The 14,168-nt window shown below is 70.8% G+C and carries 14 protein-coding genes; 6 read left to right on the top strand and 8 right to left on the bottom strand.

Annotated features, from left to right (window positions below):
• Position 1 precedes the first annotated feature (1 nt).
• The 3 genes from MLJ35_RS00245 to ruvX form a co-directional block, all read right to left on the bottom strand.
• Complete coding sequence (locus tag MLJ35_RS00245) at positions 2-2,305, bottom strand: hybrid sensor histidine kinase/response regulator (protein ID WP_243382000.1); 2,304 nt, start codon at positions 2,303-2,305, stop codon at positions 2-4.
• 273 nt (positions 2,306-2,578) lie between these two features.
• Positions 2,579-3,457: an NAD(P)-dependent oxidoreductase gene (locus MLJ35_RS00240; RefSeq protein WP_243381998.1), complete on the bottom strand. Its 879-nt coding sequence runs from the start codon at positions 3,455-3,457 to the stop codon at positions 2,579-2,581.
• Between the two features lie 20 nt (positions 3,458-3,477).
• A complete protein-coding gene (gene ruvX / locus MLJ35_RS00235) occupies positions 3,478-3,915 on the bottom strand; it encodes a Holliday junction resolvase RuvX (protein ID WP_243319495.1) in 438 nt (145 codons plus the stop codon).
• A gap of 17 nt (positions 3,916-3,932) precedes the next feature.
• On the opposite strand from ruvX, the gene MLJ35_RS00230 reads away from it, so the two are divergent.
• Positions 3,933-4,412, top strand: coding sequence for a methylated-DNA--[protein]-cysteine S-methyltransferase (locus MLJ35_RS00230; protein WP_243381995.1), 480 nt, complete (start codon positions 3,933-3,935; stop codon positions 4,410-4,412).
• Here MLJ35_RS00230 and MLJ35_RS00225 read toward each other — a convergent pair.
• The 3 genes from MLJ35_RS00225 to MLJ35_RS00215 form a co-directional block, all read right to left on the bottom strand.
• On the bottom strand, positions 4,369-5,058 hold the full coding sequence (locus MLJ35_RS00225; RefSeq protein WP_243381993.1) for an NAD(P)H-binding protein: 690 nt from the start codon (positions 5,056-5,058) through the stop codon (positions 4,369-4,371). The genes MLJ35_RS00230 and MLJ35_RS00225 overlap by 44 nt on opposite strands.
• Positions 5,055-6,110, bottom strand: coding sequence for an MBL fold metallo-hydrolase (locus tag MLJ35_RS00220; protein ID WP_243381989.1), 1,056 nt, complete (start codon positions 6,108-6,110; stop codon positions 5,055-5,057). Before MLJ35_RS00220 ends, MLJ35_RS00225 begins: the two co-directional genes overlap by 4 nt.
• 109 nt (positions 6,111-6,219) lie before the next feature.
• A complete protein-coding gene (locus tag MLJ35_RS00215; RefSeq protein WP_243381986.1) occupies positions 6,220-7,137 on the bottom strand; it encodes an oxidoreductase in 918 nt (305 codons plus the stop codon).
• Between the two features lie 89 nt (positions 7,138-7,226).
• Between MLJ35_RS00215 and MLJ35_RS00210 the strand changes: the two genes are divergently transcribed.
• The gene (locus tag MLJ35_RS00210) at positions 7,227-7,808 is read left to right on the top strand and encodes a TetR/AcrR family transcriptional regulator (RefSeq protein WP_243381983.1); all 582 of its coding nucleotides are present in this window, start codon (positions 7,227-7,229) and stop codon (positions 7,806-7,808) included.
• Between the two features lie 24 nt (positions 7,809-7,832).
• A complete protein-coding gene (gene murB, locus MLJ35_RS00205) occupies positions 7,833-8,720 on the top strand; it encodes a UDP-N-acetylmuramate dehydrogenase (protein ID WP_243381980.1) in 888 nt (295 codons plus the stop codon).
• A gap of 30 nt (positions 8,721-8,750) precedes the next feature.
• On the opposite strand, the gene MLJ35_RS00200 is transcribed toward murB, so the two are convergent.
• Together MLJ35_RS00200 and MLJ35_RS00195 are read right to left on the bottom strand one after the other, a co-directional pair.
• Complete coding sequence (locus MLJ35_RS00200; protein WP_243381977.1) at positions 8,751-9,143, bottom strand: YciI family protein; 393 nt, start codon at positions 9,141-9,143, stop codon at positions 8,751-8,753.
• Positions 9,144-9,366: 223 nt separating this feature from the next.
• Positions 9,367-10,614: an RNA polymerase sigma factor gene (locus tag MLJ35_RS00195; protein ID WP_243381973.1), complete on the bottom strand. Its 1,248-nt coding sequence runs from the start codon at positions 10,612-10,614 to the stop codon at positions 9,367-9,369.
• Between the two features lie 82 nt (positions 10,615-10,696).
• Between MLJ35_RS00195 and MLJ35_RS00190 the strand changes: the two genes are divergently transcribed.
• From MLJ35_RS00190 to ftsZ, 3 genes are all read left to right on the top strand, one after another.
• Positions 10,697-11,485 (top strand): cell division protein FtsQ/DivIB, encoded by a 789-nt coding sequence (locus tag MLJ35_RS00190; protein WP_243319474.1) that lies wholly within the window; start codon positions 10,697-10,699, stop codon positions 11,483-11,485.
• A gap of 93 nt (positions 11,486-11,578) precedes the next feature.
• Positions 11,579-12,793, top strand: coding sequence for a cell division protein FtsA (gene ftsA / locus MLJ35_RS00185; RefSeq protein WP_243319473.1), 1,215 nt, complete (start codon positions 11,579-11,581; stop codon positions 12,791-12,793).
• Between the two features lie 22 nt (positions 12,794-12,815).
• Positions 12,816-14,081 carry a cell division protein FtsZ gene (ftsZ, locus tag MLJ35_RS00180; protein ID WP_243381970.1) on the top strand — a complete coding sequence of 422 codons (1,266 nt, stop codon included), beginning with the start codon at positions 12,816-12,818 and terminating at the stop codon, positions 14,079-14,081.
• Positions 14,082-14,168 lie beyond the last annotated feature (87 nt).

Here is a 14,168-nt window from a genome sequence, read left to right as displayed (position 1 = left end):
CTCAGGCCATCTGCCCCAGCTTCAGCTTGAGGTCCATGAGCGTGAAGGGCTTCAGGATCAGTCCCACGTGGGCGCCCTGCTCGAGGATCCGGTCGCCCCGCTCGTCCCGGTAGCCCGTGGCCAGCAGGACCGGCAGGTCAGGCCGCAGGACCCGGAGCCGCCTCAGGGTCTCCTCGCCGTCCATGCCCGGCATGCTGAGATCCAGGATCACGAGATCCGGGACGTAGCCAGCCTCCAGCCGGTCCAGGGCCTGGGCTCCCCCGGCCGTGGCCAGCACCTCGTGTCCCAGGGCCTCGAGCATGACCGGCACGGTGCCCCGGACGAGCTCGTCATCGTCCACCAGCAGGATGCGGAGGCGGCGACCCCTCGCTTCGTCCGCCGGGGGGATTCCCACCTCGAAGGGAAGGTCGGCCTGGTACGTCGGGAAGACGAGGGTGATCTCCGTGCCCTGGCCCGGCGTGCTGCGGAGGTCCACGCGACCACCATGGGCCTTCATCACGCCATAGACCAGGGCCAGGCCCAGGCCGGTGCCCTTGCCCGCCGGCTTCGTGGTGAAGAAGGGCTCCAGGGCACGGGCCAGCACTTCCGGCGCCATGCCGTGGCCCGAGTCCTCCACGACGAGCTCCGCGGTTCCGCCCGTTCCGGAACGGGTGGCGAGGCGCAGGCGGCCCCCCTCGGGCATGGCGTCCAGGGCGTTGACGCAGAGGTTCATGAGGGCGTTGGAGATGGCGCTGGGATCGCCCATCACCAGGGGAAGGCCCTCGGCCAGCGCCAGCTCCACGCCCACTTTCTGAAGTGTGGTCCGCTGGAGGAGGGCGGCCTCCTTCCTCACCACCTCGTTGAGGTCCAGGGGCTGGGGTTCGGGGAGGTCCTTTCGGGCGAAGTCGGTCAGCCCCTTCACCAGGTCCCGGCCCCGGCCTGCGGCATGGAGCAGGGTGTCCATGGACTTCACCAAGTCCGGATCGTCCGGGCGCTTCTCCCTGAGCATGGACGCCACCGCCATGATGGCCGCCAGCACGTTGTTCATGTCGTGGGAGACGCCTCCCGCCAAGGCGCCGAGGGATTCCAGCTTCTGCCCGTGGGCGACCTCGGCCTCGAGCCGCCGCCGCTCCTCCTCGGCCTCGCGGACCGGCGTCAGGTCGACCGTCGCGGTGCCCACGCCGGTGATCCGTCCCTCTGCGTCCCGCACAGGCTCGCAGTAGAAATCCAGGAACAGGCGACGTCCCGGGCGGTCCAGCCACATCTGCTGATGGATCTCCGCGCCCTCCTCCAGCACCCTCCGCTTCAGCTCATCCAGCCGGGCCGCCTGGTCGGGGGGGAACAGGTCGACGTCGCGTCGGCCCACCATGTCCTCGGGCCTTGCGGTCCGCTGGTTGTAGGCCCATACGTAGCGCAGGTCCCGATCCTGGACGGCCACCGACACGGGCGCATTCCGCAGGGCCAGGCGGAAGCGCTGCTCGCTCTCGCGCAGGGCCTGAAGCGCCTCCACCCGCTCGGTGATGTCCTCCGAAAAGATCACGATGCCGCCCACGGTCCCGTCGGCGGCATGCCAGGGCCGGAGTTCCCAGCGCCGCCAGTACACCGTCCCGTCCTGCCGGACGAACCGGTCCTCGTCCGAGTGCAGGACCTCCCCCGCCAGTCCCCGCCGGTGGGCCTCCCGCCAGGCCTCGGGGATCTCCGGGAAGATCTCGTAGTGGGAGCGCCCCAGGATGACCTGCTCGCCCAGGTGGAAGTCGCTGAGCCAGCGCCGGCTCACCGCGAGGTACCGCATCTCCCGGTCGAACATCGCCAGGGCCGCCGGGGCGTGGTCGATGAGCATCTGCAGGCGCTCCTGGCTCTCGCGGAGGGCCAGTTCCGTACGTTTGCGCTCGGTGATGTCCTGGAAGGTGCCCTGGATGCGGACCACCCGCCCTCCCACGACCACCGGCTGGCCCTGGGTCCACACCCACTTGCGCGCCCCTGTGGCGCTCACCAGCTCCAGTTCCAGGTCGTAGGGACGCCCCTTCTCGATGGCCTCCTGGATGGCCCGCTCGATCAGGGGACGGGACTGGGCCGTGTAGAAATTCAGGCCCAGGGCGGCGGAGGTCGGCGTCGAGGGATCGAGGTCGTGAATGCGGGCCACCTCTTCCGTCCACCAGCCCTCGCCTGAATCCACCTCGAAGCTCCAGCCCCCCACCTTGGCCATCCGCCCGATCTGGGGCAGGAAGCTGGTGATGGCGTCCTCGAACCGCCGGCCCCGCCGGGCCTCTGACCGGGCCTCACCGGTGGGGCCGCCGCCTGGCCCCCTGGCCTCCCTCAAGTTCACAGGCGGGATCCTTGCAGAATTCGAGACCTGGCGGCTCTGGCGGAAACAGCCCCAAAGACGGCACCCGTCTTCCCGAGGACGGGGCGGAAAGAGCTGCGGGAACCTGCCATGCCTTGCCCCTTGGAGTCAGAGGCGACAATCCTCGGAGCGACCCGGAGGCGGTCCCCACCCCATCCATCATGCGGCGGTTTGCCCTGCATTCAACCCCATAAAGCTTTCATATTTCCTGAAGTCAAATGGGCAAAAAAAGACAAATATCAAAATTCGATCCCCTCACGCCAGCCCGGCGTCCTCCCGGCTGAGGCGGGAGAGGGCGGCCAGATCCTGCTCGCCGTAGCCCTTGGCCACGGCGGACAGGAGGCGGTCCCGCAGGAGGCTGGCGATGGGCAGGGGGGCCTGGTAGGCCTCGGCAGCGCGGAGGGCCAGGCTCACGTCCTTCAGCCCCAGGCGCAGGGCGAAGCCCGCGGGCTCGAAGTCGCCCCGCACCACGGCGCCCCCGTAGGCGTCGGCCAGGGGGGACCTCAGCAGGGCCGTGTTGAGGATCTTCAGGGTGGTCTCCGGCGCGACCCCCGCCTTCTCGCCGTAGGCGAAGGCCTCGCTGAGGGCCTCCACGGCGGTGACGAGGAGGCTGTTGCCTGCCAGCTTCATGGCGTGGGCCGTGGAGGCCCGCCCCCCCAGCGGGAAGGTCCCCTGGCCCAGGGCCTGGAACAGGGGCTGGCACCGGGCCACCTGGTCGTCGGGACCGGCGGCCAGGATCCAGAGCTGGCCCGAGGCCGCCGCGGGCGGGCGACCGAAGACCGGCGCCGCCACGAAACCCTGCCCGGCTTCGGCGTGGGCTTCCCCCAGGCGGGCGGAGGTGGCGATGCCGATGGTGCTCATGGAGACGTGGATGGCCTCCGGGGCCAGCACCTCCAGCAGGCCACCAGGACCGAAGGTGATGGCCTCTTCCGCGGCGTCGTCCGAGAGCATGGTGATGGCGACCTCCGCCCCCGCCACGGCCTCCCGCACGGAGCCCGCCACCTGCGCCCCCAGCGCCCCGAAGGGCCGGGCCCGGGCCATGTCCCGGTTGAAGACCGTCAGCTCGAAGGCGCCCACCAGCCGGCGCGCCATGGGATCACCCATCCGTCCCAGGCCCAGGAATGCGATGCGCATGGCTCCCTCCCGTCAGGGGATCAATCCAGACGGCTGGCGGGGATCCCCTTGGCCCGCCGGTCTTCCAGCAGCTCGTTCAGGATGACCGCAGCCGCGGCGGCGTCCAGCAGGAGCTTCCGCTTGTCGGCTCTCACACCCCGCTCCCGCAGCAGGCGGTCGGCCTCGGCGCTGGTGAGGTGCTCGTTCACGAAGCGCAGGGGCAGTCCCGCGCGTGCCGCGAGAGCCTCGCCGAAGGCCCGGGCCGCCGGAGCCGTGGCACTCTCGGCGCCGTCCTTGTGCCGGGGCAGGCCCACGCAGAGGGCCTGCACGCCCTCCTCCTTGCAGAGCCGCGCCAGGCGATCCAGGGTGCGCGCCTCCTCCTGGGGCCAGACCTCGAAGGGCGAGGCCAGGATCTCCAGCTCGTCCGAGAAGGCGAGGCCGAGCTTCTTCGTGCCGTGGTCGATGGCGAGCCAGCGCATCCTGCCATCCTAGCCCCATGACGCGGCGCATCCTCACCTTCGCCACGGCCCTGGGCCGGATCCGGCTGGGTTGGACGGCGGAGGGGATCTGCCTCCTGCGCTTCACGGACGCCCTGGACCACGAGGAGGCCCGGGAGGCGCCGGCCTGGGTGCTGGAGGCCGTGCGGCGCCTCATGACCCACCTGGCAGGATGCCCGCAGGACCTGACCCACCTTCCCGTGGACCTGTCCGGCCTCGCGCCCTTCCAGCGCTGCGTGGCCGAGGTGCTGCGGGCCACCGCCCCCGGCCAGATCCTCACCTACGGCGAGGTGGCCCTCCTGGCAGGCCGGCCCGGCGCGGCTCGGGCCGTGGGCCAGGCCGTGAAGGCGAACCCCATCCTGATCCTCGTGCCCTGCCACCGCGTGGTGGCCGCAAACGGCCCCGGCGGCTGGAGCGCCTTCGGATCGCCCGAGGTCAAGGCGCGCCTGCTGGCCCTGGAGACGCCCCCAGGGCGATGAGGTCCGCGGCCTCCAGCACGGCCTTCGACGCTCCGTCCCGTGCCGCGCGGAGCATGGCCCGGCCCAGCGCCTCCGTGGTGAGGATGGAATTGGGAAAGAGCCGCCGCAGCAGAGGGAGGGCAGGTTTCATCAGGGTGTAGGCGGCCTGGTACCAGCCCGTGCGCGAGCGGATGCCATGGAGGGGCTGGATGAGGCCGGGGCGGAAGAGATACACCGCCTTGAAGGGCAGATGCCGCAGGGCGTTCTCGGTCTCCCCCTTCACCCGCGCCCACATGGTGCGGCCCCGCTCGGTGCTGTCGGTCCCCGCACCGGACACGTAGACGAAGGTCAGGGACGGGTTGAGGTGGGCCAGCGTCCCCGCCGCCGCCAGGGTCAGGCCGAAGGTCAGGCGCCGGTACTCGGCCTCCGATAGGCCCGCCGACGACACACCCAGGCAGAAGAAGCAGGCGTCCAGTCCCGCGAGGTCGGCTTCCACCGCCCGGTAGTCGAAGAAGTCCCCGTGGACGACTTCGCGCAGCTTGGGGTGCGCGGGAAGGGAAGGCCGCCGCACGAGGGCCACCACCTCCGTGACCCCGGGGTCCCGCAGGCACTCGCGCAGGACGCCCTGCCCCACCATGCCCGTGGCGCCGAAGATCAGGACCTTCATGGGAGGCCTCCTTCGGGAAGCATGGGTTGTCCATTCAGCCTGGCACGGACGGGCACCTCTGCCGCCGTCTTCCAGGGCAGCACGGGCCACCAGCGCTGGGTCGGCAAGGATCCGCCGGGCTCGAAGCCTTCGCCGGGCCGCGGCAGGGCCACGGCGATCCCCTGGGGGCCGGCTGCCGCCAGCACCCGCTCCACGGGCTCGGTCCAGCCGTGGGCCGCCAGGTTGAAGAGGCCCCAGTGGATGGGCAGGAGCACCCGTCCCCGCACCATCCCGAAGGCCTGCACGGCCTGCTCGGGACCCAGGTGCCAGTCGGGCCAGGCGGGGTTGTAGGCGCCAGCCTCGATCATCGCCAGGTCGAAGGGCCCCAGGCGCTCGCCGATGTCGGCCAGGCCCGGGAACAGGCCCGTGTCGCCGGAGTAGTAGACCCGGTGCCGGGGACCCCGGAAGGCGAAGCCGCCCCAGAGCGTCCGATCCTTGTCCCGCAGGCCCCGGCCCGAGGCGTGCCGGGCCGGGGTGAGGACCACCTCCAGGCCGCCCACCTGCACCGATTCCCACCAGTCCAGCTCCGTGATGCGGGCCGCGGGCACGCCCCAGCGCACCAGGCGCGCCCCCACGCCCAGGGGTGTCACGAAGTGCGTGTCCCAGTCCTTCAGGCGGCGCAGGGTGCCCTCGTCCAGGTGGTCGTAGTGGTCATGGGAAATGGCCACCACCTGCGGGACCGGCACCTCCTCCAGGGGGATGAGGGGCGCGTGGAAGCGCCGTGGCCCGGCCCAGCCGAAGGGCGAGGCCCGGAGGCCCCACACGGGATCCGTGAGGATGCGGGTGCCGTCCACCTCCAGGTATACGGTGGAGTGGCCCAGCCAGGTGGCCCGCAGGCCCGAGGGCGCGTCGGCCGCCAGCTCGGCCCCGGTGGGATGGACCACGGGGAGCGGGGCTTGTGGGTTGGCGTTCGGGTCCCGCCGAACCATGGCGGAGAGGGCCCCCCAGGTGTCGTTCCAGAGGGGCTGGGGGTTGCGGAAGCGCCCATCGCGCCACTGCGGGGATTGGTTCATGCGGGGACTCCTGAAGACATCGGGAGAGGAGCCGGCGGCCCAGAAGCCCCCCGCCACCGTCGCGGCGACGAGCAGGGCTCCGGCCTTCCGGAGGCGGCGGCTGAAACGGTCAGATCGGATAGACCACCCCCGTGCGGCGCTCGGAGAGGCGCCACATCCAGCGCTGGAGACCCTCGTCCCGCGAGCGGGCGTCGGACCGCACCGGCACGGGGGCTCCCTTCATCTCCTGGAAGCCTGAGGGACCGTAGTACCCCCCGCCTTCTGCCGCGGGATCCGTGGCGGCCCGCAGCAGCGGCTGGGCACCACCGAAGGCATCCTGGCTCAGAAGGGCCTCCAGGCCCACGGTTCGCAGCCAGCGGATCCAGCCCGCGTGGCGCTGCAGCTCTGTCCTGGCCCAGCCGGGGTGCGCGGCCAGGGAACGCGTCGTCGCTCCGGCCGCCTCCAGGCGGCGCTGCAGCTCGAAGGCGAAGAGGAGGTTGGCCAGCTTGGACTGGCCATAGGCGGCCCAGGCCCGGTAGCCGCGCTCGAAGTCCAGATCGTCGGCGTAGATGCGGCCCATCCGGTGGGCATTGCTGCTCATGGTCACCACCCGGGAGCCCGGGGTGGCCATCAGGCGCGCCATCAGGAGACCCGTCAGCGCGAAGGGGCCGAAGTGGTTCGTGCCGAGCTGCAGCTCGAACCCGTCCTCGGTCCTGCCGTAGGGCGGAACCATCACGCCGGCGTTGTTGAGCAGCAGGTCCAGGCGGTCAAAGCGGGCCAGGAGGTCCGCGGCGGTGCTGCGCACAGAGGTCAGGGACGCCAGGTCCAGGGCCTGGACTTCCACCCGTGCCCCGGGATGCAGCGCCTGGATGCGCTGCGCCACAGCCTCGGCCTTGGGCAGGTTACGGCAGGCCAGGACCACGGTGGCGCCGCAGGCCGCCAGCATGCGGGCCGCCTCGAAGCCGGTGCCGGAGGTGGCCCCGGTGACCACGGCCACCCGGCCTCGCTGATCGGGCACCTGGGCCCAGGTCCAAGATTCCAGGGTCATGTTGCGCTCCATGGACAATTTGACATCATGACGAATAATGTCAGATAGCCAGTGTTGACATTTGGACAAATTTTGTCAATACTCTTTTCATGGGAAACGAGAAGAAGGCCCGGGTCCTGGAGGCCGCCGAATCCGTGTTCCTCCGCTTCGGCTACCGGCGGACCACCATGGGTGACCTCGCCGCCGCCGCGGGCATGTCCCGACCGGCCCTCTACCTGGTCTTCTGCAACAAGGAGGAGGCCTTCGAGGCCGTCCTCCGGGCCTTCACCGCCCGCACGCTGGAGGAGGTCCGCCAGGGCCTGGAGGCCCGCCCCACCCCCCTGGAGAAGCTGCGCTTCGCCTTCGACCTCTGGGCCGTGCGCCCCTTCGGGTTCTTCGAAGCCTCGCCGGAGCTGCGGGAACCCCTTCACGGGGGCCTCGCCTTCGCCAAGGGGGCTATCGACGAGGCCGTGGCTGCCTTCGAGGCCGAGCTGGTGGGCATCCTCGCGCCCTTGAGTGCGGGCGCCCCTGCGAAAGCCCTTCCCCCCGGCCAGATCGCCCGCGTCCTCACCCGCGCCGTCCACGGCTTCAAGGAATCCGCCAAGGACGCCGACGAACTCCGCGCCATGATCGACGGCCTGCTGGAGATGGTGCTGGCCTCCCTCCAGCCTGCGCCGGAAGCCGGGAGCTGAGCCGGTTCGTCCATACTGGAATCGATGACGCGCCCCCTCCCCGATGATCTGCTGAAGGTCCCGCACCGCCGCGAGGTGCCCTTCGCCCGGCTCACCACACTGGGCGTGGGCGGCCTCTGCCGCTGGCTCTTCGAGCCCACGACGGAGGTTGAGGCCCAGGCCTTCGTGCGGGCCTGCGCCCGGGAGGGCCTGCCCTGGCGGGTGCTGGGGGGCGGGTCGAACCTCGTGGTGCTGGGCGACATCGACGTGCCCGTGCTGCGGCTCGCCCTGCCGAAGGTGGTCCAGCTCGACGGCAGGCGGCTCACGGCGCCGGCCAGCCACGGCCACATCGCCCTGGCGGAGGCCGCCGCGACCGCAGGGCTGTCGGGCCTGGAATTCGCCAGCGGCATCCCGGGCTCGCTGGGCGGCGCCATCCGCATGAACGCGGGCGCCTACGGCCGCGAGTGGGTGGACGTACTCACGCGCTACCGCTTCCTCACGCCTGAGGGCGAGCTGGTGGAGAAGGCACCGGAACCCGGCGAGTTCAAGTACCGCTGGAGCTTCCTCACCGGGGGCCGCGTGGTGCTCTCTGCCACGGCCCAGCTCGCGGTGGGCGATCCGGCCGCCATTCGCATCCAGGTGGCCGAGTACAGGGCCAGGCGCGGCACCAGCCAGCCCCTGTCGAAGCGCAATGCCGGCTGCATCTTCAAGAACCCGCCGGGCCAGAGCGCCGGACGCCTCATCGACCAGGCGGGCCTCAAGGGCCTGCGGGTGGGCGACGCGGAGGTGAGCCCCGAGCACGCCAACTTCCTCGTGAACCACGGCCGCGCCACCGCCGCCGAGTTCGCGGAGCTGATGGACCGGGTGCGGGCCGTGGTGCTGGAGCGCTGGGGCGTGGCCCTGGAGCCGGAAGTGGAGATCTGGCGGGGCTGAGCCTGGAGGATCAGCCCGAGCCTGTCCCGTCTACTTGGCGGCGGAACGCCGCCGCTCGCTCTCGCGGATCATCTGGTCCAGATCCGCGGCGGGCCGGATCTCCCAGGGCCCCATCTTCAAGCCCGGGTGATTCGAGATCAGGTGGATGGCGTGGTTGAGGTCCCGGGCCTCCAGCATCAGCAGGCCGCCCAGCAGCTCCTTGGTCTCGGCGTACGGACCGTCCGTTACGGACGCCTTGCCCTGCTCGAGGCGCACCATGACGGCGGTGTCCGGGCCCTGCAGCCCCTCCCCGCCGGCCCAGTGGCCGTCCTTCTTCAAGCCTTCGTCGTAGGCGAAGCACGCGTCGATCATGGCGTTCTGCTTGTCCTGGGAGAGGGTCGCCCACTGCTGGACGTCGAGGTACCCGAAGCAGATGTATTTCATGGGTGGCTCCTTTTGGGGGGTCGTCCTGACCGCCTTCACCCCCTGGTCGTTCGGGGAGGGGCTGTTTCGACAGGGAACCGAAGATTTTTTGTGATCGGCCTGACTCAGCCAGAAAAACAAGGAACCGCGAATGACGCGAAAGGGCGCGAAACGCGCGCCCGCAGGGCGATTCGCGTCATTCGCGGTTCGATCATTCCAGGCGGGGGTAAGCCCATGGCCGGAACTATGTTTGAAGCTCCGCCATCCGCCGCTCGAGGAACCGCCGCTCGGGCCCCTGCTGGACCAGCCCGAGGGCCTGGCGGTAGGAGGCGAGCGCCTCTTCCGTTCGTCCCAGGCGACGGCAGAGGTCCGCGCGGACCGCGTGCGCCAGGTGGTACTCCGCCATGTCGCGGCGGGCCAGGAGGGCGTCGGTGAGGTCCAGCCCGGCCTGGGGGCCGTCCCGCATGGCCACCGCCACCGCCCGGTTGAGCTCCACCACGGGCGAAGGCGCCACCCGGGCCAGGAGGGTGTACAGCCCGAGGATCCGGCCCCAGTCCGTGGCTGGGGCCTCGGCCGCCTCCGCGTGGACGGCGGCGATGGCGGCCTGGAGGGTGTAGGCCCCCACCCGGCGGGAGGCCAACGCCTGGTCCACCAGGGCCTTCCCCTCGGCCATCAGGGCCCGGTCCCAGCGGGAGCGGTCCTGGTCCTCCAGCAGCACCAGGTCCCCCTCCGGCGAGACCCGCGCGGCCCTCCGGGACTCCTGCAGCAGCATGAGGGCGAGGAGGCCCTTCACCTCAGGGTCCGGCATCAGCTCGAGGAGCAGCCGTCCCAGGCGGATCGCCTCGCCCGAGAGGTCCGGACGCGTCAGCGCTTCCCCGGAGGAGGCGGAGTAGCCTTCGTTGAACACCAGGTAGACGACCTTCAGCACGGCGTCCAGCCGGCCCGGCAGGTCGGCCCGGGCGGGGATCTCGAAGGGAATGCCCGCGTCGCGGAGCTTCGCCTTGGCGCGGACGATCCGCTGGGCCAGCGTGGACGGGGCGGTGAGGAAGGCCCGGGCGATGGCCTCCGTCGTCAGGCCGCACACCTCCCGGAGCGTCAGCGCCGTGCAGGCCTCCAGGGGCAAAGCCGGATGGCAGCAGGTGAAGATGAGCCGGAGGCGGTCGTCCTCGACGCCTTCCTCCTCCGCCCATCCTGACGGCCCCTCGTCGGGCAGCTCCGCCAGAGTCTCGAGCGAGGTGCTGAACCGGGCGGATCGCCGCAGGCGGTCGACGGCCTTGAAGCGTCCCGTGGACACCAGCCAGGCGCGGGGATGGTCCGGCACCCCGTCCATGGGCCAGGCCTCCAGGGCGGCCGCAAACGCATCGTGCATGCCGTCTTCCGCCAGGTCGAAGTCACCGAGCAGCCGGATCAAGGTGGCGAGGATCCGCCGCGATTCCGAACGGAAGAGGGAATCGAGGAAATCCGGAATGCCGCCGGGGGCGATGGAAGCCATGGGGCATCCTCCCAGACCCTGGAGGATATGGAAGGCTTCCAGGCCATCCAGGCCACCGCCTCCAGGCGGTAGACTGACCCCCATGTCCATGCTCCCCCGCACCCGCCCCAAGCGCCCCTGGTTCCCCTGGGTGCGGGCGGGGATCACGCTGGTGGTGCTGGGGGGCGGGGCCTGGGCCCTGATGGAGCTGGGAACGCGGTACCTCGGGCTCCAGAAGCTCACCATCGAGCAGGTGAACGTGAGCGGCTGCCGGGGCGAGCGCCAGGCCGAGATCCAGGCCCTGGCGGAGAAGCTGGCGCTGGGCAAGCCCCTCTTCTGGCTGGACGCGGAGGAGCTCCGGTCCCGGATCGAGGCCAAGCGCTGGGTGCGGAACCTCCAGATCCGGAAGGACCCTCCCGACCGCCTCAGTCTGGTGGTGGAGGAGCGGCGGCCCGTCCTCTGGCTGGTGCGGAGCAACGGCGTGTTCCTGGTCTCCGACGACGGCATCCTCCTGGATCGTGTCAACCAGGCGAACCTAAGTCCCATTCCCGTCGTGGTGGATCCCGCCAGCCAGACGGACCAGGGTCTGGCCCGGCTCGTGAGCGCCGCACGGGTTTTGAGGGAAAAGCAGGCCGGGTTTTACGATCGGGTGACCGAGTTCCGCTGGAGCCCCAAGGGGCCCGTGGCCTACATCGAGGGCCTTCCGGCCCCGATCTACCTGTCCCGCCAGGATGTGACGAAAAACGTGCCCAATTTCCAGGGTCTGTTCGTCGACCGCCTCTCCCAGCGGCCGGATCTGGCCCGGCTCCGGTACATCGACCTGCGCTGGGACGAGGAGGTCGCCGTGGGGGAACCCGAGGATGCCCCGGCCGGCGTCAAGACGCCACGCTGACCCGCAGGGGAAGAAAGCGGCGTTTTTTCCGTGCGCAAAGGCTCGAACCCGGCACGGAACTGGTGTAAACCTAGAGCAAGGAAAAGGATCTTCATGCCTCAGCGTGCCGTTCTCCTAGGCCTCGACCTCGGTGCAAGCAAAGTGGTGGCGGTGGTGGCCGTCCAGGAGGAAGACGGGACACTGAACGTGACAGGCACCGGGCAGGCCTCCCCCCAGGGCGGTTTCACGCAGGGCCAGATCACGGACATGGACCTCTGCACCCGCGCCGTCGTGCGCGCCGTGGAAGAGGCCATGAACACGGCCGGCCAGACCAAGGTGGACGGCATCCGCGTGGCCGTGGACGGCATCCAGTTCAAGGGCGAGAACCTCCGCGACTCCATCACCATCAGCAGCAGCGACAAGATCATCACTGCCTCGGACCGCGACCGCGTGCTGGAACAGGCCACCAACGGCTGCAAGCTGGCCAAGGAGGAGCTGGTCCTCCACCGCATCCCCCAGATGTTCCACATCAAGGGCCAGCGGGACATCCGCAACCCCGTGGGCATGTTCGGCGAATCGCTGGAGGCCGAGGTCCGCATCATCGTGGCCCCCAGCCCCGTCATCATGAACATCCAGCTCGCGCTGAAGAACGCCGGCCTGCACGGCGCGGAGCTGATGTACTCGCCCCTGGCCAGCGCCGAGGCCGTGCTGAGCCGCGAGGACCGCGAGAACGGCGCCGTGGTGGTGGACATCGGCGAGCACCTCACCCACCTGGGCATCTTCCTGCACGGCACCCTGTTCCACTCGGCGGTGATCCCCATCGGCGGCATGCACTTCACCCGCGACCTGGAGATCACCAAGCACCTCGGCGGCATCGCGGCTTCCGAGCGCATCAAGATCCGCTTCGGCACCGTGCTGCACAACCACGTGCCGGCGGAGGAATCCATCGAGCTCGAAGAGGAGGGCCGCCTGGTCTCCCGCCGCGAGATCGCGGAGGTGCTCCAGGCCCGGGCGGCGGAGCTGCTCAACCTGGTGCTGGCCGAGATGGGCCGCACGGGCCTCATGCACGAGATCCACGGGGGCGTGCACCTGGTGGGCGGCGGCGCCCTCCTCACCCACCTCGCCATCCTCGCCCAGACCATCCTCGGGCGGCCGCGCGTCGTCCTGGGCCGCATCATCGGCGTCTCCGGCCTGCCCCAGGCCACCGGCAACCCCTACTTCGTGAACGCCCTGGGCGCGGTGAAGTCCCTCGCCCGGGACATGAGCGAGACCCGCGGCAAGCAGGACCGGGGAGACGGTTTCCTCGGCCGCTTCAAGAAGCTGTTCTAGCACCACCCCTCCGGGAGCCCCGATGTCCGAGATCCCCTTCCTCCCCTGCCCCCACAGCCTTCCCGGCGCCAATATCAAGGTGCTGGGCGTGGGCGGCGCGGGCTGCAACGCCATCAACCGCATGATCGAGAGCGGCGTCACCGGCGTGCAGTTCATCGCCATGAACACGGACCAGCAGAGCCTCTCCCTGAGCAAGGCCCACCTGAAGCTGCCCCTGGGCCCCCAGAGCAGCCGGGGCCTCGGCGCGGGCGGGAGCGCTGAGCGAGGCGCCGTGGCCGCCGAGGAGAGCCGCGAGGAGGTCCTCGCTGCCCTCCAGGGCGCCGACATGGTCTTCATCACCGGCGGCATGGGCGGCGGCACGGGCACGGGCGCGGCGCCGGTGCTGGCCAGCTTCGCCCGGGAGCTGGGCGCCCTCACCGTGGCCGTGGTGCTCACGCCCTTCGCCTGGGAGGGCCGCAAGAAGGGCGACCTGGCCCTCCAGGGCCTGTCGAACCTGCGGGAGACCGCCGACACCGTCATCGTCGTGAGCAATGAGCGCCTGAAGGCCGTCTGCGATGCCCGCGTGACCATGAAGGAGGCCTTCCGCGTGGCCGACGGCGTGCTCATCCAGGGCGTGCGCGGCATCGCGGACCTCATCCTCAAGCCCGGCATCATCAACGGCGACTTCGCGGACGTGGAGGCCGTGCTGCGGGATGGCGGGGAGGCCCTCATCGGCACCGGCGCGGGCCGCGGCGAAGAGGCCGTCATGGACGCCCTCAAGAAGGCCCTGGCCTGCCCCCTGCTGGAGCGCGCCCAGACGGGCGCCGCCGCCAACGTCATGGTGTCCATCACCGCCGACTGGGAGGTCATGGAGGCCTCGGCCATCGAGACGGCCATGAACTACCTGCAGGAGCACTACAACGGCCGTCCCGACATCAAGGCCTGCACCGTGGAGGGCGAGGGCATGGAGGACCGCGTGCTGGTCACCGTCCTGGCCAGCGGCTTCGACGGCGAGGACAAGCTCCTGCAGGACCGCCGCCACAGCCTGAACCTGGCCGGAGCCGCGGAGGCCGCCGCGCCGACGCTGGTCGCCGCCGGGATCCAGCCTGTGGACGGCCAGGCCCTCCTGCCCGTGAACGGCCCCAGCGGCCGGGTCTACGGCGAGGTGCCCGCCAGCGAGCAGGGGCCCACCCCCACCCGCCTCCTGCCTCAGGCTCCCACGCCCAGCGGCGAGCTGCCCGGCGGCAACGACGACCTCCACGTGCCCGCCATCATCCGGCTGGGCCAAGGGCGGCTGCCCATCGAGTGACAGCGCGACTGCCCATCGAATGACGGCGCGGCCGCCCATCGAATGGCCGTACGGGCCGCCGAGGCTGTCGGGGAGCGATTTCCCCTC

It is taken from the genome of Geothrix alkalitolerans (genome assembly GCF_022808885.1).
GTDB classification, from domain to species: domain Bacteria; phylum Acidobacteriota; class Holophagae; order Holophagales; family Holophagaceae; genus Geothrix; species Geothrix alkalitolerans.
Note: the sequence above shows the minus strand (reverse complement) of the source record. Positions and strands in the feature narration are given on the sequence as shown.

What these genes read in the sequence shown, in the direction of transcription:
- ftsA (WP_243319473.1), top strand. Translation starts at nt 11,579, where the DNA reads ATGCCTCAGCGTGCCGTTCTCCTAGGCCTCGACCTCGGTGCAAGCAAA.
- MLJ35_RS00215 (WP_243381986.1), bottom strand. Translation starts at nt 7,137, where the DNA reads ATGACCCTGGAATCTTGGACCTGGGCCCAGGTGCCCGATCAGCGAGGC.
- MLJ35_RS00195 (WP_243381973.1), bottom strand. Translation starts at nt 10,614, where the DNA reads ATGGCTTCCATCGCCCCCGGCGGCATTCCGGATTTCCTCGATTCCCTC.
- ftsZ (WP_243381970.1), top strand. Translation starts at nt 12,816, where the DNA reads ATGTCCGAGATCCCCTTCCTCCCCTGCCCCCACAGCCTTCCCGGCGCC.
- MLJ35_RS00190 (WP_243319474.1), top strand. Translation starts at nt 10,697, where the DNA reads ATGTCCATGCTCCCCCGCACCCGCCCCAAGCGCCCCTGGTTCCCCTGG.
- murB (WP_243381980.1), top strand. Translation starts at nt 7,833, where the DNA reads ATGACGCGCCCCCTCCCCGATGATCTGCTGAAGGTCCCGCACCGCCGC.
- MLJ35_RS00230 (WP_243381995.1), top strand. Translation starts at nt 3,933, where the DNA reads ATGACGCGGCGCATCCTCACCTTCGCCACGGCCCTGGGCCGGATCCGG.
- MLJ35_RS00220 (WP_243381989.1), bottom strand. Translation starts at nt 6,110, where the DNA reads ATGAACCAATCCCCGCAGTGGCGCGATGGGCGCTTCCGCAACCCCCAG.
- MLJ35_RS00210 (WP_243381983.1), top strand. Translation starts at nt 7,227, where the DNA reads ATGGGAAACGAGAAGAAGGCCCGGGTCCTGGAGGCCGCCGAATCCGTG.
- MLJ35_RS00240 (WP_243381998.1), bottom strand. Translation starts at nt 3,457, where the DNA reads ATGCGCATCGCATTCCTGGGCCTGGGACGGATGGGTGATCCCATGGCG.
- MLJ35_RS00200 (WP_243381977.1), bottom strand. Translation starts at nt 9,143, where the DNA reads ATGAAATACATCTGCTTCGGGTACCTCGACGTCCAGCAGTGGGCGACC.
- MLJ35_RS00225 (WP_243381993.1), bottom strand. Translation starts at nt 5,058, where the DNA reads ATGAAGGTCCTGATCTTCGGCGCCACGGGCATGGTGGGGCAGGGCGTC.
- ruvX (WP_243319495.1), bottom strand. Translation starts at nt 3,915, where the DNA reads ATGCGCTGGCTCGCCATCGACCACGGCACGAAGAAGCTCGGCCTCGCC.